We start from the raw sequence: 21,879 nt of genomic DNA, 5'->3' as shown, positions 1-21,879 counted from the left end.
TTTTATCCGGGGGTTGCCAGTGCGTGCCGACGACTCTAACGTGACTGCAAATTACCGACTAACGCCGAAGAGCCGTGAGATGCCGCCTAAAGGACATGACAAAAGCATTCGCCGCAGCATTCCCGGGCTGCCCAGCCTGCCGCGTCCGCTGTATGGGCGCACGGAATCACTGCCCAATCGCGCATTGACCCGGCGCCATAGTCACCCGTGGGTGCAGTTGTCGTACGCGATTCAAGGTGTGCTCGAAGTGCAGACCAGCGCCGGCCGCTTTGTCGCGCCACCGGAGCGCGCGGTGTGGATTCCGGCCGGTGTGCCGCATCGGGTATTCAGTTCGCCGCACACCGAAATGCGCAGCCTCTACATCGATTGCAGCGTGGCGGGCTGGGCGGTTGAGCATTGTCATGTGCTCGGCGTCAGTGATTTGCTTCGCGAACTGATCCGCGCGTTCAGTCAGGTGCCGGTGGAATACGACCAGAGCGGCCCGCACGGGCGCATGGCCCAAGTGATCCTAGATCAACTGGCAGACGCCCCGCAGATCGATTTGATGCTGCCGCTGCCGCAGGACGCGCGTTTAAAACAGATCTACCAAAGCCTGGAGCAACACCCCGAGCAGCAGACCACCCTGAGTCACTGGAGCGAAAAATTTGGCATCACCGAAAAGACCCTCACCCGCCTGTTCCTGCGCGACACCGGCCTGACCTTCCGCGCCTGGCGCCAACGCCTGCGCCTGCTCGGGGCACTGACGCCGCTGGAGAAAGGTGAACGCGTCACCGATGTGGCGCTGGCCTGTGGTTACGATTCGACGTCAGCGTTTATTGCGGCGTTTCGGCAGCAGTTTGGCGAAACGCCGGGGGAGTTCTTTCGTTGATCAGCGATCCGCCAACTCTTCCAGCAAATCAGCCGACGGCACGAAATACAGGCTCCCTGTGACTGCAGTGCTGAAATCCAGCAATTTGTCATAGTTGCCGACTGGCTTGCCGACAAACATGTTCTCCAGCATCTGCTCCATCGGCTCAGGCGAACGCGCATAGCCAATAAAGAACGTACCAAACTCCCCCGCTCCCGGTCGGCCAAACGGCATGTTGTCGCGCAGGATCTTCACCTCCTCGCCCTCGGCGGTGGTGATCGTCGTCAGTGCACTGTGTGAATTGGAAGGTTTGACCGAGTCGTCCAGTTCGATGTCGGAGAGTTTCTTGCGGCCGATCACTCGCTCCTGCGCCTCAACGCTCAGCGAATTCCAGGCAGTCATGTTGTGCAGGTATTTCTGCACCAGCACGTAGCTGCCGCCACTGAAGCCCGGATCTTCATCACCGACGATGGTGAAATTCACCGCTTTGCGCCCGACCGGGTTTTCCGTGCCGTCGACAAAACCGATGATGCTGCGCATGTCGAAATAACGGAAACCCTGCACCTCGTCGACCACGGTGACGGCATCGCCCAGCACGGCCATGATTTGTGTCGCCAGTTCAAAACACAGATCCATCTGATCGGCGCGAATGTGCAACAGCAGATCGCCCGGCGTCGACGGTGCGTGTCGCCCTTCCCCGCCAAATTCGCGGAACGCGTGCAGGGACGCCGGTCGCGGGCTGCCAAATAAACGATCCCAGGCGTTCGAGGAAAAGCCGCAGATGCAGGTCAGATTGCCTGACGGCACGCGCTTGCCGACCGAGCGCACCAGCCCGGCGACGTCGCCGCACCAGCCTTTCACGGTTGCGGCGGCGTCGGCGCCTTCATTGAGTGTCGCGACGATAAAAATCGCGCTACGGGTGATCGGGCTGCATACGGCTTGCGGTTCGAGGATGTCGGTTTGCATGGCTGAAAGTGCCGCCCTGTAGGGGTTACACCAAAGGTGCGACCCGAAATTCGAGGATGAGTCGGACTGCCTTGTTGGCCCGACACTTCGTTTTTATCGAACTCTACCGCAGAAATAAACGATTTTTCTTTCGCGCAAACTCGTCGCTAGCATGGCCACGTCTGACGCTAATCGAATAAAAGACAGGGAGCGTGACATGCCTTCAACCAATATCAATATCGGCGAACCGTGGATGTGGGGCGCCTTCGTCGTCTTCGTGCTGGCGATGCTCGCATTGGATCTCTTTGTGTTCGGCGGGCGCAAGGCGCACCGCGTCTCAGTGCGCGAAGCCTTGTCATGGGTGATTGCCTGGTGCTTGCTGGCTCTGAGTTTCGCCGCGCTGTTGTGGTGGTATTTGCACGGCGAATTCGGCGCTGATATCGCCCGGCAGAAGACCCTGGAATTTCTCACCGGTTATCTGATCGAGCAATCGCTGTCGATCGACAACATGTTCATCTTCGTGATGATTTTCACCTACTTCGCGGTGCCGCCGGAGTTGCAACGCCGCGTGCTGCTGTACGGCGTGCTCGGGGCGATTGTGATGCGCGCGGTGATGATTTTCGCCGGCGTGTGGCTGGTGTCGCAGTTCGAATGGCTGCTGTACGCGTTCGGCGTGTTCCTGATCATCACCGGGATCAAGATGCTGGTATTTGCTGACCAGCAACCGGATCTCGACAAGAATCCGCTGCTGCGCTGGGTGCGCGGGCATATGCGCATCACCAGTGGCTTTCATGGCGAACGGTTTTTTGTTCTGCAAAACGGTGTGCGCTGGGCGACGCCGATGTTTCTGGTGCTGGTATTGATCGAGGCCAGTGATTTGATGTTCGCGGTCGACAGCATCCCGGCGATCTTCGCCGTAACGACTGACCCGTTCATTGTGTTCACCTCGAACATCTTCGCGATCATGGGCTTGCGCGCGCTGTACTTCCTGCTGGCGGACATGGCTGACCGCTTTCATTTGCTCAAGTACGGGCTGGCGATTGTGCTGGTGTTTATCGGCGGAAAAATGGTGCTGATGCCATGGTTTCACATGCCGGTGGAGTGGTCGCTGCTGGTGGTGGGCGGGGTGATTTTTGGTTCGGTGTTGCTGAGTCTGGTCATCACCCGAGATGCCGAACGCAGCACCGAATGACACACCACAAAAAACTGTGGGAGCGGGCTTGCTCGCGAAAGCGGAGTATCCGTCGGCAAATAAGCTGCCTGATACACCGCCTTCGCGAGCAAGCCCGCTCCCACATTGGGTCGGCGTCGACTGTTATTTATCGGACTTGATGCTGGTTGCAGACGCGGGTGCGCACGCGTTCGAGTTTCTGCGGCAATGGCTGGACGACGTAGAGGTTTTTCAGTGCCTCCGGGGTCGGTGTCAGGTTCGGGTTGTCGGTGATCTCTTTGTTGATCAGCGGGATCGAATCCTTGTTCGCATTTGGGTACCCGAGGAAGTCACTGATCGGCGCGATCACTTTCGGATCGAGCAAGTTGTTGAGGAATTCGTGGGCCTCTTCGACGTTCTTCGCGCTCTTCGGAATCGCGAAAGTGTCGAACCAGATCGGCGCGCCTTCCTTCGGCAAGCGCCAGTCGACCACGACACCGTTTTTTGCCTCTTTGGCGCGGTTGCCAAACTGGTAGAAGCTACCCGAATAACCGATGGCCACGCAGATGTCGCCATTGGCGATGTCAGTCATGTACTTGGCCGAGTTGAAGTAGGTGACGTACGGACGAACCTTGAGCATCAGCTCTTTGGCTTTTTCATAGTCGGCGGGGTTTTGGCTGTTCGGGTCGAGCCCCAAATAGTGCAGGGCCAGCGGCAGAATTTCTGTCGGCGAATCGAGCATCGCTACGCCGCAGGATTTGAGTTTTTCCATGTTTTCCGGCTTGAACACCAGATCCCAACTGTCGACCGGCGCGTTATCGCCCAGTGCAGCTTTGACCTTGGCCGGGTTGAAGCCGATCAGCACGGTACCGACCATGTAAGGCACGCCGTACTGGTTGCCGGGGTCGTTCTTGCCCAGCAGTTTCAACAGCTCCGGATCCTGGTGGCTCCAGTTTGGCAATTTCGACTTGTCGAGTTTCTGGAACACGCCGGCCTTGATCTGCGTCTCGAGGAACTGGTTCGACGGCACGACGAGGTCGTAGCCGGAGTTGCCGGTGAGCAGTTTGGCTTCCAGGGATTCGTTGGTGTCGAAGGTGTCCCAGATCACTTTGATGCCGCTTTTTGCAGCGAAATCCTTGGGCACGGACGGCAGAATGTAATCCGCCCAGTTGTACACCCGCAGTTCGCGCTGCTCGGCCTGGACGGCGCTGGCCAGCAGCGTCAGCCCACACACGGCGGCACCCAGAATGCGTTTCATCGTGACCATGGTTGTTTCCCCAAAATGCGGCGTGAGTTCGATGGTTTTTATGTTCTGTACACGGCAGCGGCTTTAAAGGTAGCCGAGGGTAAAAAAGGTCTAGCGTTTCGTTGTGGTTTTGATTCTTGCTGACAGCGTAGACGGATCACAGTGGGGGATGGGCCAAAAGGGGATCGATGTGGCCAATATGAATGACCGCCGGGATGCGTGAGCATCCCGCAAGTCAATTGTGGTGAGGGGACATCACCAGAGAAATCGGTTAGGGGCGATAGCTCAGTTTTGCCACCCTGCTCTGCTGCGCCTGGCCACGTGTCGCCAGGCAGTAATACAGCGGCACAGTGACCACCAGCCCGACCAGCCACGACAGATCCGCACCCTCCACCAGATTGGCGTACGGCCCGACATACAGCGAAGTATTGGCGAACGGCAGTTGCACAATAATGCCGATGAAGTACGCAACGATCGCGTGCAGATTGAAGCGTCCGTAAATCCCGCCGTCAGCGCGGAAGATCGAGGTGATGTCGTAGTTGCCGCGTTTGATCAGGTAGAAGTCGATCAGGTTGATCGACGCCCACGGCACCAGCACCAGCAACAGCGCCAGAATCAGCCCGATAAACTCGGAGATGAAATCCGCCGAAGCCCCCAGCGCCACCACGCAGCAACCCGCCAACACGACACTCGATAGCACCACGCGCACCTTGATGCTCGGCGTCCATTGGCTGGCGAAGGTCTGAATCGAGGTGATGATCGACAGCACCGCGCCATACAGATTCAGGGCGTTATGGCTGATGATATTGAGCAAAAACAGCACCATCAAAATCGGCCCCAGCCAGCCCGTCGACTGCTTGACCGCCGCCATCGCCTCGGTGCCTTCCGGAGTCGCCAACACCGCCGCTGCGCCGAAGCTGAACGACAGAATTGTGCCCAGCGTCGCGCCCAGATACGTCGCCCAAAATGGCTTGGCGATGCCGATATCCGCCGGCAAATAACGCGAATAGTCGGACACGTACGGCGAGAAGCTGATCTGCCAGATGATCCCCAACGACACCGTCGCCAGCCAACCGGACAGGTTGAAGCTGCCGCGCGTGAGGAAATCCGCCGGCAAGTCATGGGCGAAGATATAGATAAACCCGGCGAGCAGCGCGCTGCCCATCACCCAGGTGCCGATGCGGTTCAGCGTGTGAATGAAGTTGTAGCCGATCACGCCAATGGCCGTGGCCGCCAGCGCACCAATCAAAATGCTCAGCGGAACCGGCACCGACGGCGCAAGGCCGACGATGGATTTACCCGCCAGGACGATGTTGGAAATGAAGAAGCCGATGTAAATGATCGCCGCAAAAAACACGATCAACAGCGCGCCATAACGCCCGAACTGACCGCGACTCTGCACCATCTGCGGAATGCCCATGCGCGGGCCTTGCGCCGAGGCCAGCGCAATTACCACGCCGCCAATCATGTGCCCCAGCGCAATCGCCAGCAGGCCCCAGAGCAAATCGAGATGGAACACCTGAACCACCATGGCGCCGGTGACGATGGGCAGTGGCGCAATGTTGGTGCTGAACCAAAGAGTGAATAGGTCACGGGCCTTGCCGTGGCGTTCCGCGAGTGGGACGTAGTCGACCGTATGATTCTCGATCAACGGATCTTGCCTGGACATCTGGGGCATAGGAATGAACTCGAGTTTGTCTGTTCTTATCTTTGTATGAAGCCAAACCGGGGGACTCTCTGGCCGCCCCTCAGATGCAGACCATATTATGGTATTCCAAGCATTTCACAAGACTGATCCGTAGTTCACAGCGCTAACTGATACGTCATCCTCCCTGAAACCGTGGCTCACAGGCCAGCCACAAGCCCAATAAACGTTGAGTTTCCGACGAAAGCACCACGTTAATCGGTTCAGCTTAAAAGCCCTTGCAAAGTAAAATTACTGGTATACCATCAGACCAACAAATACATAAAAATCGCGTCACAACACCCGAGGATCGTCCAATGATCGATGCAGCCATCTACAAACAAGTCATGGGCTCGTTTCCGTCCGGCGTCACTGTCATCACCACGCTGGATGATGACGGGCAGATCGTCGGCCTGACCGCCAGCGCCTTCAGCTCGCTGTCGATGGATCCTGCGCTGGTGCTGTTCTGCCCCAACTACAGCTCCGACTCCTACCCTGTGCTGATCAAGAACAAACGCTTCGCGATTCATGTTCTGTCCGGCGGCCAGCAAAGCGAGGCTTACGCTTTCGCCCGCAAAGGCAAGGACAAGGCGCAAGGCATCGAGTGGACGTTGAGCGAACTGGGTAACCCGATTCTGGCCAATGCCACGGCTATCATCGAGTGTGAACTGTGGCGCGAATACGAAGGCGGCGACCACGCCATCATGGTCGGCGCCGTGAAGAACCTGATCGTCCCCGAGCAGCACAGCGGCCCGCTGGTGTACTGCCACGGCAAAATGGGCGCCCTGCCCGTCCTGGCCTGAATAGATCAATGCAGGAGCTGCCGCAGGCTGCGATCTTTTGATTTTGCTTTAAAGACCAGATCAAAAGATCGCAGCCTTCGGCAGCTCCTACAGAGTTCAGCGTAAGCAGGCGAAGGCTTACAAGTTTTTGCCTCAACAACAAAAGATCCGAGGAAGCGTGATGAAATTTTCCCTGTTCGTACACATGGAGCGCTGGGACGAAAGCGTCAGCCACCGCCAACTGTTCGACGACCTGACCGAACTCACCCTGATGGCCGAGGCCGGCGGTTTCAGCACCGTGTGGATCGGCGAACACCACGCGATGGAATACACCATCTCGCCAAGCCCGATGCCGCTGCTGGCCTACCTCGCGGCGAAAACCACGACCATCCACCTCGGCGCCGGCACCATCATTGCGCCGTTCTGGCACCCGCTGCGAGTGGCCGGTGAATGCGCGTTGCTCGACGTGATCAGCAACGGTCGCATGGAAGTCGGCTTGGCCCGTGGCGCCTATCAGGTTGAATTCGATCGCATGGCCGGCGGCATGCCTGCCTCTTCCGGCGGTCAGGCCTTGCGTGAAATGGTTCCGGTGGTGCGCGCCCTGTGGAAAGGCGATTACGCCCATGACGGCGACATCTGGAAATTCCCCACTTCGACCAGCGTGCCGAAGCCGATTCAGCAGCCGAACCCGCCGATGTGGATCGCCGCCCGCGACCCGGATTCGCACAACTTCGCGGTGGCCAACGGCTGCAACGTGATGGTCACGCCATTGATGAAAGGCGACGAAGAAGTTCTCGACCTGAAGAACAAATTCCAGACCGCACTGGACAACAACCCCGACGTACCGCGCCCACAATTGATGGTGCTGCGTCACACCCACGTACACACCGCCGACGATCCGGACGGCTGGAAAGTCGGCGCCAAAGCGATCTCGCGCTTCTACCGCACCTTCGACGCGTGGTTCGGCAACAAGCAAACCCCGGTCAACGGCTTCCTCGACCCAAGCCCGGAAGAGAAGTTTGCCGGGCGTCCTGAGTTCGAACTGGAAAGCCTGCACAAAACCGCAATGATCGGCACGCCGGAAGAGATCATTCCGCGCATCAAGTACTACCAGGAACTGGGCGTCGATGAGTTCAGCTTCTGGTGTGACAACAGCTTGCCGCATGCCGAGAAAAAGAAATCGCTGGAGCTGTTTATCAAGCACGTGGTGCCGGCGTTTCGCTGAGTGATCTGCTGATCAGGCCTGGCCAATGAAAACGCCCCGATTGATTCGGGGCGTTTTTTACTCGAAGTCGATTGAGCCGCGCATAAACTACCCACCCTTACCCCTCTAGGTTATTCCCGCAAACAGGTCAACAAAAAAGTCTGTTAAAAACCAATCCAATGGAATTGTTCACAACAATCTGTCCAAAGGTAAAATCCAATGTGTCCGAGACTACAACCAGCGACCTTAAACTCTCGGGAAAGTCTTCAATCCCCGCAGGTACAGTTGGAACTAAAAACCGAAAATAGTCCCCATTTGATGCTTTTCCTTCATATCCGACCGGATAATCTTCGCCAGGAGAAGAGCTTTCCAATGCATGATAAACGTAAAATCCTTTGATTGACGGAATTGAATACTCTGAGAGTTTTTGATCAAAACCTGCTCTTTCTGAAACTATCAACTCCACATCTTTGCGCGAATGAGTATTACGGTATCTGCGAAATGAATACACATCTAACAAAGTTCGACCTGCCTTATTCTCTGGATAATCAGTAAAATCTAACGACTCCTCCCATAAAAACTCATTGATACCATCGAGTTTCGCTTCCAAGCCTGGAACATCCAGCAACACAGGAGGGAGGCGACCAAAACAGTTGTTTACCATCACTGCTATAAGTCCATTTTTATCCATGGCGAACCAAGTGATTATTTCTCCGAAACCAGGCTGCCAATCTTTATTCAGTGACATCACTTTCTCTCCGGCCAGCTAACTATGCTGTCAGCACAAGTATCAATTTTAGCGACGTTCCAAGTGAAACAATCACGGCGCCATTGTAGCCCCCGAGCTAGTGCTCGACCGCCAAGCGGGTCGCTACAGCCTCCGGTGCGAACACGCGACCATCGGTTGCCATCAGCTCCAGCTTGCGAATCGGCTGACGATTTTTTACATCAACCATCACCGAGCCCGGCGCATACATGCATTCCCCGCCTCATTGCGACAACGCAACGATCACCGTCTACAACGCTTTGCCACGTTCAGTCAGCACGTATTCCTTTGCGCACCGCCATCCGCTGCGGGCACTGTTTGCAGGATGCCCTGCTCGACCAGGCCCTTGAGCCGGGCGCTGAGCAGGTTCTTGGCGGTGTCCAGGTTCTTCTGAAAATCACTGAATCGCCGCATCCCGTCCAGCGCATCACAAAAGGTACTCCACTGACGGATCAAAGGTTGCATCAACCAACTCTGCTATGGATTAGAACCGATATAACCCAGCACCTGCATACAAGTAGCAGCAACGCTTTGCGCCGATAGTGAAGGCTGCCATTTCGGCTTTCCAAACCATCGCTGACGCAAGGAGTTTGCATGAGCACATTCACCACGCAAGACGGCACCGAGATCTATTTCAAGGACTGGGGCAGCGGCAAACCCGTGCTGTTCAGCCACGGCTGGCCGCTGGATGCCGACATGTGGGAATACCAGATGGAATACCTGAGTAGCCGCGGCTATCGCACCATCGCGTTCGATCGCCGGGGTTTCGGCCGATCCGATCAGCCGTGGACAGGTTACGACTACGACACTTTCGCCGACGACATCGCGCAATTGATCAATCATCTGGATCTGCGTGACGTCACCCTGGTGGGCTTCTCCATGGGCGGTGGCGACGTCAGCCGCTACATCGCCCGTCATGGCAGCGAGCGCGTTGCTGGCCTTGTGTTGCTGGGTGCGGTGACGCCGTTGTTCGGCAAAAAACCTGACTTCCCAGAAGGCGTCGACACGTCGGTATTCGACGGCATCAAGGCCGGCCTGCTGAAGGATCGTGCGCAGTTTATCGCCGATTTTGCTGCGCCGTTCTATGGCACCAATCAGGGCCAGAAAGTCTCTGACGGCGTACTCACACAAACCCTGAACGTCGCGCTGCTGGCTTCGCTCAAGGGCACCGTGGATTGCGTGACGGCGTTCTCGGAAACCGACTTCCGTCCGGACATGGCCAAGATCGATGTGCCGACGCTGGTGATTCATGGCGACGGCGATCAGATTGTGCCGTTTGAGACTACCGGCAAGCAGGCTGCTGCGCAGATCAAGGGTGCTGAGTTGAAGGTGTATGCCGGTGCACCGCATGGTTTTGCGGTGACCCATGCGCAAGCACTGAATGAAGACCTGCTGGCGTTCCTCAACCGATAACCCCTCTAAGATTCCCATTACCACTGTGGTGAGGGGATTCAGCGAAACGTCGCACCGCCCCGTTGGACTGCGCAGCAGTCCCTTTTTTGAAATCAAAAGAAGGGCCGCTTCGCGACCCAACGGGGATAAATCCCCTCACCACAAGGATTGCACTCTGGTTGAAGATTTTTGTGTGTAGTTGCAGGTTCGTCCACTGCTAGAACCCCCGTATTCAAAGGTCTTCACCCCCCTGCATCAGAATTTTATCTTCACATCCCAGCTTAATAATATTTTACCGATATCCCCCCTCTCCCTAGTCTGACCTCAAGCCAAACGGACAAGCCAACAGCGCCCGAATCCAACTGCCTTGCTAGGAAGGATGTAGAGATGACCACTGAAATAATAAAAACAGACACGCTGATCGTGGGTGCCGGCCAGGCAGGCGTCGCCATGAGCGAGCACCTGAGCAAACTCGGTGTGCCGCACCTGGTGCTGGAGCGCAACCGCATCGCCGAGCGCTGGCGCACTGGGCGTTGGGATTCGCTGGTCGCCAATGGCCCGGCGTGGCACGACCGCTTCCCGGGTCTGGAATTCGATGACGTCGACCCTGATGGTTTCGCCCCGAAAGAACGCGTGGCCGATTACTTCGAAGCCTATGCGAAGAAATTCAATGCGCCGATCCGCACCGGCGTTGAAGTCAAAAGCGTGGTGCGCAATGTCGGTCGTCCGGGTTTCACCGTCGAAACCTCCGAAGGCGTGATCGAAGCCAGCCGTGTGGTCGCGGCTACCGGCCCGTTTCAGAAACCGGTAATCCCGGCGATTGCCCCGCAAGACGAACGTCTGCTGCAGATCCACTCCGCTGACTATCGCAACCCGCAGCAACTGCGGGAAGGCGCAGTGCTGGTGGTCGGTGCCGGTTCTTCCGGCGTACAGATTGCTGATGAGTTGCAGCGCTCCGGCAAGCAGGTGTTCCTGTCCGTCGGCGCCCACGACCGCCCGCCTCGCGCTTACCGCAACCGTGATTTCTGCTGGTGGCTGGGCGTGTTGGGCGAGTGGGATCAAGCGGCGATGAAACCTGGCCGCGAGCACGTGACCATCGCTGTCAGCGGCGCCCACGGTGGTCGCACCATCGATTTCCGTGGCCTGGCCCATCGCGGTATGACCCTGGTCGGTGTGACCGAGTCGTTCAATAACGGCGTGGTCACTTTCAAGCAGGATCTGGTCGGCAACCTCAATCGCGGCGACGAAAACTATCTGGCGCTGCTGGACGCTGCCGACGCTTACATCGAGCGTAACGGCCTCGACCTGCCGGAAGAACCGGAAGCGCGCGAAACGTATCCGGAGCCTGACTGCGTGAAAAATCCGCTGGCCGATCTGGATCTGGCCAAGGCTGGCATCACCTCGATCATCTGGGCCACAGGCTTCGCCGTGGATTATTCCTGGCTGCAAGTCGCGGCGTTCGATGACAAAGGCAAGCCTGTGCATCAGCGCGGTGTGTCGTGCGAGCCGGGTGTGTATTTCCTCGGTCTGCCGTGGCAGTCGCGTCGCGGTTCGTCGTTCATCTGGGGCGTTTGGCACGACGCTAAGCACGTCGCCGATCACATCGCGACCCAGCGCAAATATCTGGACTACCGCGATGCCGAGCAGCGTGAAGCCGAACTGCACTCGCCTGCGCACAACAAAATCGCCGACACCGTCGACGCCTGATTTGCCTCTTTCGATCCGGCGCCGTTTGCGCCGGGCAACCCTGATTCTGGAGCTGTAAATGAGCACGCCAACCCACACCCGCATCCGTATGTTCAACACCAAGGACACCTACCCGAACCAGTCGCTGGACAACGACCTGTGCCAGGCCGTGCGTGCCGGTAACACGGTGTATGTCCGTGGTCAGGTCGGCACTGATTTCGATGGCAATCTGGTCGGTCTGGGCGACCCGCGTGCGCAGGCGGAACAAGCGATGCGCAACGTAAAGCAGTTGCTGGAAGAAGCCGGCAGCGACATGAGCCACATTGTGAAAACCACCACTTACCTGATCGACCCGCGTTATCGCGAAGCGGTGTATGGCGAGGTGGGCAAGTGGCTCAAAGGCGTGTTCCCGATTTCGACCGGTCTGGTGGTGTCGGCACTGGGGCAGCCGCAGTGGTTGATGGAGATTGATGTGATTGCGGTGATTCCTGAGTAAGCAGGTTCACCGCGTTATGGCGATCGCGAGCAGGCTCACTCCTACATTTGGAATGCGTTCACCTGTAGGAGTGAGCCTGCTCGCGATGAGGCCAGCCCAAACACACAAGGAGTTCATTAGATGACCTTTTCAATCGCAGCCCGCTGCGCCGAAACCGGCCAGTTCGGTGTCGCCATCAGTTCCTCCAGCATCGCCGTCGGCGCGCGCTGCCCATGGTTGCTGCCGGGCGTTGGCGCGGTGTCGAGCCAGAACATCACCCTGCCCTCGCTCGGCCCGGAAGTGCTCGCGCTGATGGAGCAAGGCCTGGCGCCGGACGAAGCACTGGACAAAGTCCTCACGCGCAACGGCTACAGCCAGTACCGCCAGATCACCGCGATCAACCACCTCGGCCAGACCGCACACTTCAGCGGTTCGCAGACCCTCGGCGTGCACAACGCGGTCTCCGGCGAACAGTGCGTCGCTGCCGGCAACATGCTCGCCGGGCGCTCAGTCATCGAAGCGATGGTCAGCGCTTTCGAAGACGGCGAAGGCCAACTCGCCGACCGTCTGCTCAAAGCCCTGCACGCCGCACAAGCCCTCGGTGGCGAAGCCGGCCCGGTGCATTCGGCTGCGGTTGTAGTGGTCGGTGAACAGACCTGGCCGATCGTTAACTTGCGCGTCGACTGGGCGGATAAAAACCCGATCGGTCAGTTACAGAAACTCTGGGATGCCTACCAACCACAGCTGCAAGACTACATCGACCGCGCCCTCGATCCCGCCAAGGCCCCGGGTTACGGCGTCGCCGGTGATGATCGATGAACAGCGTCGAGTTGCTCAGAGCGCTGGTGGCGTTCGACACCACCAGCCGTGAATCCAACTTGCAACTGATCGAATTCGTCCGCGATTACCTTGAAGGTTTCGACGTGCCCTGCGCGCTGATCTACAACGAAGAGCGCAGCAAAGCCAACCTGTTCGCCACGATCGGCCCGGTGGATCAACCGGGCATCGTGTTGTCCGGACACACCGATGTGGTGCCGGTCGACGGCCAGCCGTGGACGCTTCCTCCATTCGAACTGACGGAGCGCGACGGCAAAGTGTTCGGCCGTGGCACGGCGGACATGAAGGGCTACATCGCCTGCGTGCTCGCCTTGGTGCCGGCGCTGGTGCAGACGTCGTTGCGCATCCCGGTACACATCGCACTGTCCTATGACGAAGAAGTTGGCTGCCTCGGCGTGCGTTCTTTGCTCAGCGTTCTACAGCAGCGCCCAGTCAAACCGCTGCTGTGCATCATCGGCGAACCGACCGAACTGAAACCGGTGCTCGGCCACAAAGGCAAACTGGCAATGCGCTGCGATGTGCACGGCCATCCGTGCCATTCGGCCTACGCGCCACTCGGGGTTAACGCCATCGAGTACGCCGCCGAATTGATCGGCGAACTGGGTCGCCTCGGCCAGCAATTGAAAGCGCCTGAGCATCACGACAAGCGTTTTGACCCGCCCTACAGCACAGTGCAAACCGGCGTCATCAGCGGTGGTAAAGCGCTGAACATCGTGCCCGCCGATTGCCGTTTCGATTTCGAAATCCGTGCCCTGCCCTCGCAGGATCCGGCCTTGGTTGCCGAGGCGCTGAAAAGCTATGCCGAGCGCGAAGTGCTGCCGCGTATGCGTGCGGTCAGCGAGCAAAGTGAAATCCGTTTCAGCGAGTTGTCGGCCTATCCGGGGCTGGTCACCGATGCGCAGAGCCAGGCTGCCGAATTGATTGCGGCGTTCTGCGGCTCAACGGAATTTGGCACGGTCGCGTTTGGCACTGAAGGCGGACTGTTTGATGCGGTGGGGATTCCAACCGTAGTCTGCGGCCCCGGCAGCATGGATCAGGGCCACAAACCCGATGAGTTTGTCAGCCTTGATCAGTTGCAGGCTTGCGATGACATGCTCCAGCGCGTGCTGGCGTTTATCCGCAATTGAAACCCGGCTCGACTGCACTCACGCGTACAGTCGGGCCAATTCCTCACGGCAATGGTCGACGAACAACTGCACCGGTTTGGTCAGTTGCACGCGCCGCAACCACGCTGCCGACAATCCCGAACCGGTCACCGTTTCCGCCAACGGCACGCACACGACTTGTTGGCCGTCGTAGGTGTAATCGCTGAACGGTTTCGTCACCAGAATCGAAAAGCCAAAACCATTGCCAACCATGCCGCGCACCATCTCGATCGACGGTGAGCTGAAGACGATGTTCGGCGTCAGGCCGCGCTCTTCGAAGATGCTCACGAAGTAGGTGCGGCTCGGCACTACGTCGAGCAGGATCATCGGTTCCAGCACCAGATCGTGCAAAGAAACCTTGGCCTGTTGCGCGAAGCGATGGTTGGCCGGGAGCAGCGCATAAGGCTGCTGAGGCGGCATCAGCGGCGTGGTTTCGATGGTGCTGTCGAGGTCGTGCTCGAACATCATCGCCACGTCGATGCTGCCAGCGGTGAGGGCTTGCACCAGCTCCTGTTGTTCGCCGTCGCGAATGCGGATTTCCACGCCGGGCCAGCGCGCCTTGAAACCGGCGATCAGGCGCGGCAGGTACAGCGGCGCGACGGTTTCGAAACAGCCGATATCGATCTGTCCGGAGACCACGTCGTTGTCGGCCAGGGCGTTTTGTTCGAACTCGTGGGCAACGCGCAACAGTTCCAGCGCCTTGCGATAGAAGCGCGAACCGCTCGGCGTCAGCGAGACGCCCTGGGCGTGATGGCGGATGAACAGCTGCACACCGAAGCTTTCTTCCAGATGCTTGATCGCGGTGGAGACCGATGGCTGCGCGATGTAGAGCTTGCGCGAGGCTTCGGCGACGCTGCCGCAATCGGCGGTGGTGACGAAGTATTTGAGCTGGCGCAGGTTGTAGGCGGCCATGGGAATCTCCAGAAAATCAAAGGATCGCAGCCTTCGGCAGCTCCTACACGGGGCACCTTTGGTGAGGGGGCTATCTGTGGCAAAAAAATTTATCTGCGCCAGAGGGATTTATCTGTGCCACAAGATTTATATGTGGCGAGGGGATTTATCCCCGTTGGGCTGCGCAGCGGCCCCTCTTCTGATTTTAAAAACAGGGGCCGCTTCGCAGCCCAACGGGGATAAATCCCCTCGCCACAGAAATCCCCCTTACCGCAGGACTGTGTTTATCCAGATAAAAGTGATGCCTGAACATACCGGAGCGCCGCCTCACCCAGAGCATATTTTTTTTAACGTCTGTAGCAACAAACTTACTAATTTATCTATCCCGACGCTTTACCCATGATCGCTTCAACAAGAATTGCGCCGCCCGTGCCGGCGCTTGCCGAAGTACGTCCACGTACTCATCCTTGCCTTGGAGTTCGTCATGGCTACCCCCGCAGCATCCTCCGCTCCGCTGATTGAAAAACACACGATAGGATACGTGCCCCCCGAAGATCGCCACGGAAAGGTCAGGGATCTGTTCACGCTCTGGTTCGGCGGCAACATCGCGCCGTTGCCCATCGTCACCGGTGCGCTGGGCGTGCAGTTGTTTCACTTGAATCTGGTCTGGGGCATCGTCGCGATCCTCGTCGGCCATCTGGTCGGCGGCGTGCTGATGGCGCTGCACTCGGCGCAAGGCCCGCAGATGGGCATTCCGCAGATGATCCAGAGCCGCGCGCAGTTCGGCTCGCTCGGCGCGCTGCTGGTGGTGTTGATTGCCGGCGTCATGTACATCGGTTTCTTCGCCTCCAACATCGTCCTGGCCGGCAAGTCGTTGCATGGCGTGGTTGATAGCGTTCCAGTCCCCGTCGGCATTGTTATCGGCGCCGTGGGTTCGGGCATCATCGGCATCATCGGCTACCGCTTTATCCACGTGCTCAACCGCATCGGCACCTGGGTGTTGGGGATCGGCATAGTCGTCGGTTTCGGCTACATCTTTACCCATATTCAGACCGATGACTTCCTCACCCGTGGCAGCTTCAACCTGTCCGGCTGGCTGGCCACCGTGTCGTTGGCGGCGTTGTGGCAGATCGCGTTCGCACCGTACGTGTCCGATTATTCGCGTTACTTGCCGGCCGACGTCAAAGTCTCGTCGACGTTCTGGACGACGTACCTGGGTTCGGCGCTAGGTTCGAGTCTGGCGTTCATTTTCGGTGCCGTTGCCGTGCTCGCCACACCGGTTGGCATGGACACCATGGACGCAGTGAAAATGGCCACCGGCTCCATCGGCCCGCTGATGTTGGTGCTGTTCCTGCTCAGCGTGATCAGCCACAACGCCCTCAACCTCTACGGCGCCGTGCTGTCGCTGATCACTCTGGTGCAGACCTTCGCCTACCGCTGGATCCCGACCGCCAAGAGCCGCGCAGTGATCTCGATCATCGTGTTGCTGGCCTGCTGCTTCGCCGCCGTCGGCGCCTCCAAGGACTTCATCGGCCACTTCGTCGACATGGTGTTGGTGCTTTTGGTGGTGCTGGTGCCGTGGACCGCGATCAACCTGATCGACTTCTATGCGATCCACAAAGGCAAATACGACATCCAGTCGATCTTCCAGGTCGATGGCGGCATCTACGGCCGCTACAACCCGCAGGCCTTGCTGGCTTACGCGATCGGCATCGCCGTGCAGATCCCGTTCATGAACACGCCGCTGTACGTCGGCCCTGTGTCGGCACACATCAACGGCGCGGATCTGTCGTGGCTGGTGGGCTTGCTGGTGACGTCGCCGCTGTACTTCTGGCTGGCGAATCGGGATACGTCCTATCGTCGACGGATGATGGGCGGGAAGTTGGCGAGTAGTCTGTGACATGATCCTGTGAAAAAAAGAAGGCCCGCCATGTGCGGGCCTACTTCGTTTCGATGTGGTATTTCTTTACCTTCAACGACCTGATGGAAAAGGACATCCGATGCTGCGAATACTCGGTAAAGCCTCATCGATGAACGTGCGCAAAGTGCTGTGGACGTGTGCTGAATTGCACATCCCGTTCGAGCGTGAAGACTGGGGCTCGGGGTTTCAGCCAACGAATACACCGGAGTTTCTCGCGATGAATCCATGCGCCATGGTGCCGGTGATTCAGGACGGCGATTTCACATTGTGGGAATCGAATACGATCATTCGTTATCTGGTCTCGCGCTACGGCGGTTCGCAGCTATATCCAACTGAGCCGATGGCCCGGGCGCGGGTCGATCAGTGGATTGACTGGCAGGCTTCGGAACTGAATCGCTCGTGGTCGTATCCGCTGATGTCGCTGGTGCGCAAGTCGTCTGAATATCAGGACGGCGCTGCACTGGCGGTCGGGATCGAGCAATGGTCGAAGAACATGGAGATTCTGGATCGACAGCTGGAATTGACCGGCGCTTACGTCAGCGGCAACGAGTTTTCACTGGCGGACATCCCGATCGGACTCTCGGTTAACCGCTGGTTCGAAACACCGCTCAAGCATCCGCACTTGCCCGCCGTCAGCGCCTATTACGACCGCCTGAATCAACGCGAAGGCTATCGTTTGTATGGCAGAAACGGTACGCCATAACGCAAAAACCGCTGATCCCGGAATCAGCGGTTTTTTATTTGCCTGAAAAAACTATCAGGCCGGAACACCCAGAATGATGTGCGAAGCCTTGATCACTGCCGTCGCGCTGACGCCTTTGGCCAGGCCCAGTTCGGCAACGGCATCACGGGTCACGATCGAGTAGACCTTCGAACCGCCAGCCAGCTCGATCACCACTTCAGCGTTGACCGCACCATCCGTCACGCTCAGCACTTTGCCTTCCAGGCAATTGCGCGCCGACAGGCGAATGTCGCTGGATTCAGTCATCAGCATCACCCACGGCGCCTTGATCAGCGCAACGGCTTCCTTGCCGACGGCGATGCCAAGGTTCTTGATGCTTTCCATGGTCACGACGGCAACCAACTGCTCACCGCCAGCCAGGGTCAGTACCACTTCGGCGTTGACGGCGCCAGCCTGAACATTGCTGACTTTGCCTTTGAATACGTTGCGTGCGCTGACTTTCATGATGGATGTCCTGTTTTTTGACTTTGGAGTTAGGAAACGGCGTGCATCATCGAAGTTGGCGCTATATAAAAACAACTACAGCGCTGCGCTCTGTTGTCACGCCTGCACGTAAACCCATGCATCGACTCCAGACTTTAGCAGCACGCTGACGCGTTTGTAGTCCGCCACTTCGTATTCATCAGCTGCCGCCAGCTCCTGCGCGGTGATCTGGAAAACCGTGCCGGCAATCTCATCGGCCGCATTGCTACTTTCCTGCACGATCGGATGGTGGGTCTTGCCGCTGGTGGCGAGCACCGCAGGATCGGTGATCTCGACCATTTCCTGCTTATAGCCCGGCAGACTGTCCGGGCGCCCTTGCAGCTCGCGGCCGAAGTTGGAGAGTTGCACGGCGCGATCCTGCAAAGTGCCGTAGGAAAAAAGCAAAACATTAGGTGTAGTCATGAGGCTTTCCTAAATGAGCAAGTCTTCGTAAAAAGCGCCGAACGGCCGCGTCGGATGGGCGATCTGGATTTCCAGAATCCAAACGCCGGCGTTCGGCGCCTGCTCGAAATCGCCCAGATCGCCGCCACGGTGAATCGCATGCGGGAAATCGCTGACCCGGTGCCCTTTAATGTTCAGGTTCAGTACCCAACCCATCGCTTCGGCCTGTTCAGTCGCATAGCGGTAAAGCTCAACGCCGGAAACACCCTTGCGCCAGAACGCTTCGACCCGGTCGAACAATTCCTTGGCAGCCGCCGCGCAGGCAATCATTTGCGAGTCGGAACCGGTGGTGTAGGTCGCACCCGCATCGCCTTCGTGGCCTTGCCAGACCACGCCCATGTCGATGAAGAAAATGTCGTCCTCACCGAGCACCGGATCGCCGTCGGAGCGCTGTTTGAAGGTCTTCAGCGTGTTGGCACCGAAGCGAATCAGCAGCGGATGCCAGATCCGGTCCATGCCCAATTCGACGAGGATTTCCTTGCCTCGCGCCGTCGCTTCGGATTCAAGCATGCCCGGTTTGATCACCTCGGCAATGGCGTCGACGGCTTTCCAGGTCAATTGCTGGCCGTGGCGCATCGTTTCCAGCACAAAACGTTCGCCGACCGCTTCTTTACCGCTTAATGCTGTGGTCATGTCCCTGTCCTCATGGCCGCGCTGTATAGTTTTTTATATTGCGAAACGCCGATAAAGATACAGCCATGACACAAAGTGTCAATTACTCTTCTGCGCGTACCACCCCGCGTTCTTCGAGCAAACGGACAAACATGCTCAAACTGCGCGACACCGTGCCCCGCCGCCACACCAGCCACGTGGTCAGATAGCGAAAATCCTTTGCCAGCGGCCAGACGCTGACGGTCGCGCTGCCAGGCATGCTTTGCAACATCTTGCGTGGCATCAGCGCCAGACCGGCACCGGCGCTGACGCAGGCGAGCATGCCGTGATAGGACTCCATTTCGAAGATCTTGCCCGGCACCGCGGCATCGGTGCTGAACCATTTTTCAAAGTGATGACGATAAGAGCAGTTGGAGCGGAAGGCATAAATATTCTCGCCATTCACATCCGCCGCCCGCTGGACAGGCGCGTGATTGAGCGGCGCGATGATGACCATTTCCTCTTCGAAGGCCGGCACGCCTTCCAGCGTCGGGTGCAGCACCGGGCCGTCGACAAATGCCGCCGCAAGACGGCCGGAGAGCACGCCGTCGATCATCGTTCCCGAGGGCCCGGTGGACAGGTCGAGATCGACTTTCGGGTGTAATTGGTTATACGCCGCGAGCAACTCGGGAATGCGCACCGCCGCCGTGCTTTCCAGCGATCCCAGTGGAAATGCGCCTTGCGGCTCCTCGCCCGCCACGGTCGCCCGCGCCTCCTGCACAAGGTCGAGAATCCGTCGCGCGTATTCAAGAAAACTCCATCCGGCCGGCGACAGTCGCAAACGGCTTTTCTCGCGAATAAACAGATCGACGCCCAAATCCTGCTCAAGCTGCTTGATGCGCGTGGTCAGGTTCGACGGCACGCGATGGATCTGCGTGGCGGCGGCGCTGATGCTGCCGTGTTCGGCAACGGCTTTGAAGATTTCCAGCTGCACCAGATCCACAGTCATTCTCCAATCGTGAAAGAAACGATCTTTATTATTCAGTTTCCAGAAAACAAACACCACCCTACTCTAGGCTCATCCGACGAACATGCAGGACACAGCCATGAGCCAGATTTCCAGCCAGACCCACGCCATTTCGATCAATCCAGCCAACGGCGAGCAGATCGGCCACTACGCCTTTGAGTCCGCCGCCGCCCTCGACGCCGCACTGACCCGCGCCGCTTATGGCTTCGGCAAGTGGAAGCGCAAGCCGCTGCAGGATCGCTCGCGTTTGCTGACCGCCCTCGCCGGCGCGCTGCGTGACACCGCTGAAGCCATGGCGACCATGATCACCCAGGAAATGGGCAAGCCGATCGCTCAGGCCCGTGGCGAAATCGAGAAATGCGCCAAGCTCTGCGAGTGGTACGCCGAACACGGCCCAGCGATGCTCGACGCGGAACCGACTCAGGTTGAAGGCGGCAAGGCGCGCATCGAATACCGTCCGCTCGGCCCGATTCTCGCGGTGATGCCTTGGAACTTCCCGATCTGGCAAGTGCTGCGCGGCGCTGTTCCAGCATTGATCGCCGGCAACACTTATGTGCTCAAGCACGCCCCGAACGTGATGGGCAGCGCTTATCTGCTGCGTGATGCGTTCACTCGCGCGGGCTTCGCTGACGGCGTGTTTGAAGTGATCAACGTCACTCCGGAAGGCGTTTCCACTGCTATTGCGTACCCGCGCATTGCTGCGGTGACCCTGACCGGTAGCGTGCGTGCCGGCATGGCGATCGGCGCTCAGGCCGGTGCTGCGCTGAAGAAGTGCGTGCTGGAATTGGGCGGTTCTGATCCGTTTATCGTGCTTAACGATGCTGATATCGATGAAGCCGTGCAAGCCGCCGTTATTGGCCGCTACCAGAACTCCGGCCAGGTCTGCGCCGCCGCCAAACGTCTGATCATCGAAGAAGGCGTGGTGGAAGAATTCACCCGCAAATTCGTCGAAGCCACCCGCAAGCTGAAAGTGGGCGATCCATTGGCTGCCGACACTTACATCGGCCCGATGGCGCGCTTCGACCTGCGTGATGAACTCGATCAGCAAGTGCGCGACACCCTGGAAGAAGGCGCGACGCTGCTGCTCGGCGGCGGCAAATCTGAAGGTGCCGGCAACTACTACGAGCCCACCGTGCTGGCCGATGTCACCGACCGCATGACCTCGTTCAAACAGGAACTGTTCGGCCCGGTCGCCTCGATCATCACCGCCCGCGATTGCGCGCATGCCGTGGCATTGGCCAACGACAGCGAATTCGGCCTGACCGCAACGATCTACACCGCCAACGTGCAACTGGCCCAGCAACTGACCAGCGAACTGGAAACCGGCGGCGTGTTCATCAACGGCTACTCCGCCAGCGACCCGCGCGTGACCTTCGGCGGCGTGAAGAAAAGCGGTTTCGGCCGCGAGCTTTCGCACTTCGGCGTCCGCGAATTCTGCAACGCGCAAACCGTGTGGCTGGATCGTAAATAATCCCCAAGCCCCGCCACCTCCCCTGTAGGAGCTGCCGAAGGCTGCGATCTTTTGACCTTGCTTTTAAAAAGCCAGATCAAAAGATCGCAGCCTTCGGCAGCTCCTACACATGCGTCTATAATGCCCGAGTCTTCCTGCCCCTGCGGCCTGCTG

At 58.4% G+C, this 21,879-nt stretch carries 20 protein-coding genes and 2 pseudogenes; 12 read left to right on the top strand and 10 right to left on the bottom strand.

Annotated features, from left to right (window positions below; translation table 11 throughout):
* Nucleotides 1-79 precede the first annotated feature (79 nt).
* Nucleotides 80-868: an AraC family transcriptional regulator gene (locus ACZZ0D_RS08280; RefSeq protein ID WP_463552896.1), complete on the top strand. Its 789-nt coding sequence runs from the start codon at nt 80-82 to the stop codon at nt 866-868.
* Here ACZZ0D_RS08280 and ACZZ0D_RS08275 read toward each other — a convergent pair whose 3' ends face one another.
* Complete coding sequence (locus tag ACZZ0D_RS08275) at nt 869-1,813, bottom strand: Dyp-type peroxidase (RefSeq protein WP_463552895.1); 945 nt, start codon at nt 1,811-1,813, stop codon at nt 869-871.
* Between the two features lie 196 nt (nt 1,814-2,009).
* Between ACZZ0D_RS08275 and ACZZ0D_RS08270 the strand changes: the two genes are divergently transcribed.
* Complete coding sequence (locus ACZZ0D_RS08270) at nt 2,010-2,984, top strand: TerC family protein (protein ID WP_463552894.1); 975 nt, start codon at nt 2,010-2,012, stop codon at nt 2,982-2,984.
* A 123-nt stretch (nt 2,985-3,107) separates the two neighbouring features.
* Here the strand turns inward: ACZZ0D_RS08270 and ACZZ0D_RS08265 are convergent.
* Both ACZZ0D_RS08265 and ACZZ0D_RS08260 read right to left on the bottom strand, forming a co-directional pair.
* Nucleotides 3,108-4,209 (bottom strand): annotated as a pseudogene (locus tag ACZZ0D_RS08265) (polyamine ABC transporter substrate-binding protein).
* 250 nt (nt 4,210-4,459) lie between these two features.
* Nucleotides 4,460-5,866, bottom strand: a complete 1,407-nt coding sequence (locus ACZZ0D_RS08260) for a purine-cytosine permease family protein (RefSeq protein WP_463552893.1) — start codon at nt 5,864-5,866, stop codon at nt 4,460-4,462.
* 323 nt (nt 5,867-6,189) lie between these two features.
* Between ACZZ0D_RS08260 and ACZZ0D_RS08255 the strand changes: the two genes are divergently transcribed.
* On the top strand, nt 6,190-6,675 hold the full coding sequence (locus ACZZ0D_RS08255; protein ID WP_095120372.1) for a flavin reductase family protein: 486 nt from the start codon (nt 6,190-6,192) through the stop codon (nt 6,673-6,675).
* A gap of 160 nt (nt 6,676-6,835) precedes the next feature.
* Complete coding sequence (locus tag ACZZ0D_RS08250) at nt 6,836-7,879, top strand: LLM class flavin-dependent oxidoreductase (protein WP_463552892.1); 1,044 nt, start codon at nt 6,836-6,838, stop codon at nt 7,877-7,879.
* Between the two features lie 127 nt (nt 7,880-8,006).
* On the opposite strand, the gene ACZZ0D_RS08245 is transcribed toward ACZZ0D_RS08250, so the two are convergent.
* Nucleotides 8,007-8,606 carry a hypothetical protein gene (locus ACZZ0D_RS08245; protein WP_463552891.1) on the bottom strand — a complete coding sequence of 200 codons (600 nt, stop codon included), beginning with the start codon at nt 8,604-8,606 and terminating at the stop codon, nt 8,007-8,009.
* A gap of 97 nt (nt 8,607-8,703) precedes the next feature.
* A pseudogene (locus ACZZ0D_RS08240) lies at nt 8,704-9,053 on the bottom strand (winged helix-turn-helix transcriptional regulator); the annotation flags it as partial.
* 165 nt (nt 9,054-9,218) lie between these two features.
* Here ACZZ0D_RS08240 and ACZZ0D_RS08235 point away from each other — a divergent pair.
* The 5 genes from ACZZ0D_RS08235 to argE all read left to right on the top strand — a co-directional run bounded on the left by ACZZ0D_RS08235 (nt 9,219) and on the right by argE (nt 14,141).
* A complete protein-coding gene (locus ACZZ0D_RS08235; RefSeq protein WP_463552890.1) occupies nt 9,219-10,037 on the top strand; it encodes an alpha/beta fold hydrolase in 819 nt (272 codons plus the stop codon).
* Between the two features lie 366 nt (nt 10,038-10,403).
* Nucleotides 10,404-11,723 carry a flavin-containing monooxygenase gene (locus tag ACZZ0D_RS08230; RefSeq protein WP_463552889.1) on the top strand — a complete coding sequence of 440 codons (1,320 nt, stop codon included), beginning with the start codon at nt 10,404-10,406 and terminating at the stop codon, nt 11,721-11,723.
* A 58-nt stretch (nt 11,724-11,781) separates the two neighbouring features.
* Nucleotides 11,782-12,198, top strand: coding sequence for a RidA family protein (locus ACZZ0D_RS08225; RefSeq protein ID WP_159814050.1), 417 nt, complete (start codon nt 11,782-11,784; stop codon nt 12,196-12,198).
* Between the two features lie 120 nt (nt 12,199-12,318).
* On the top strand, nt 12,319-12,996 hold the full coding sequence (locus ACZZ0D_RS08220; RefSeq protein WP_463552888.1) for a DUF1028 domain-containing protein: 678 nt from the start codon (nt 12,319-12,321) through the stop codon (nt 12,994-12,996).
* Nucleotides 12,993-14,141: an acetylornithine deacetylase gene (gene argE / locus ACZZ0D_RS08215; protein ID WP_463552887.1), complete on the top strand. Its 1,149-nt coding sequence runs from the start codon at nt 12,993-12,995 to the stop codon at nt 14,139-14,141. The genes ACZZ0D_RS08220 and argE overlap by 4 nt, the downstream gene beginning before the upstream one ends.
* Nucleotides 14,142-14,159: 18 nt before the next feature.
* Here the strand turns inward: argE and ACZZ0D_RS08210 are convergent, their stop codons facing one another.
* Entirely contained in the window at nt 14,160-15,071 is a 912-nt protein-coding gene (locus ACZZ0D_RS08210) for a LysR family transcriptional regulator (protein ID WP_053121255.1), read from the bottom strand.
* Nucleotides 15,072-15,534: 463 nt separating this feature from the next.
* On the opposite strand from ACZZ0D_RS08210, the gene ACZZ0D_RS08205 reads away from it, so the two are divergent.
* Both ACZZ0D_RS08205 and ACZZ0D_RS08200 read left to right on the top strand, forming a co-directional pair.
* Nucleotides 15,535-16,950, top strand: coding sequence for a purine-cytosine permease family protein (locus tag ACZZ0D_RS08205; RefSeq protein ID WP_053121257.1), 1,416 nt, complete (start codon nt 15,535-15,537; stop codon nt 16,948-16,950).
* A 100-nt stretch (nt 16,951-17,050) separates the two neighbouring features.
* Nucleotides 17,051-17,674 carry a glutathione S-transferase family protein gene (locus ACZZ0D_RS08200; RefSeq protein ID WP_463552886.1) on the top strand — a complete coding sequence of 208 codons (624 nt, stop codon included), beginning with the start codon at nt 17,051-17,053 and terminating at the stop codon, nt 17,672-17,674.
* 54 nt (nt 17,675-17,728) lie between these two features.
* Here the strand turns inward: ACZZ0D_RS08200 and ACZZ0D_RS08195 are convergent, their stop codons facing one another.
* The 4 genes from ACZZ0D_RS08195 to ptrR all read right to left on the bottom strand — a co-directional run bounded on the left by ACZZ0D_RS08195 (nt 17,729) and on the right by ptrR (nt 20,231).
* On the bottom strand, nt 17,729-18,157 hold the full coding sequence (locus ACZZ0D_RS08195) for a TOBE domain-containing protein (protein WP_158957911.1): 429 nt from the start codon (nt 18,155-18,157) through the stop codon (nt 17,729-17,731).
* A gap of 96 nt (nt 18,158-18,253) precedes the next feature.
* The gene (locus ACZZ0D_RS08190) at nt 18,254-18,598 is read right to left on the bottom strand and encodes a gamma-glutamylcyclotransferase family protein (RefSeq protein WP_053121263.1); all 345 of its coding nucleotides are present in this window, start codon (nt 18,596-18,598) and stop codon (nt 18,254-18,256) included.
* A 9-nt stretch (nt 18,599-18,607) separates the two neighbouring features.
* Nucleotides 18,608-19,270 carry a M24 family metallopeptidase gene (locus tag ACZZ0D_RS08185; RefSeq protein ID WP_463552885.1) on the bottom strand — a complete coding sequence of 221 codons (663 nt, stop codon included), beginning with the start codon at nt 19,268-19,270 and terminating at the stop codon, nt 18,608-18,610.
* 82 nt (nt 19,271-19,352) lie between these two features.
* Complete coding sequence (ptrR, locus tag ACZZ0D_RS08180; protein ID WP_212544736.1) at nt 19,353-20,231, bottom strand: putrescine utilization regulator PtrR; 879 nt, start codon at nt 20,229-20,231, stop codon at nt 19,353-19,355.
* A 103-nt stretch (nt 20,232-20,334) separates the two neighbouring features.
* Between ptrR and ACZZ0D_RS08175 the strand changes: the two genes are divergently transcribed.
* A complete protein-coding gene (locus ACZZ0D_RS08175) occupies nt 20,335-21,726 on the top strand; it encodes an aldehyde dehydrogenase family protein (protein WP_463552884.1) in 1,392 nt (463 codons plus the stop codon).
* Nucleotides 21,727-21,879: the final 153 nt, after the last annotated feature.

It is taken from the genome of Pseudomonas sp. AC193, assembly GCF_979258075.1.
This window is presented reverse-complemented; position numbering and strand designations above follow the sequence as displayed.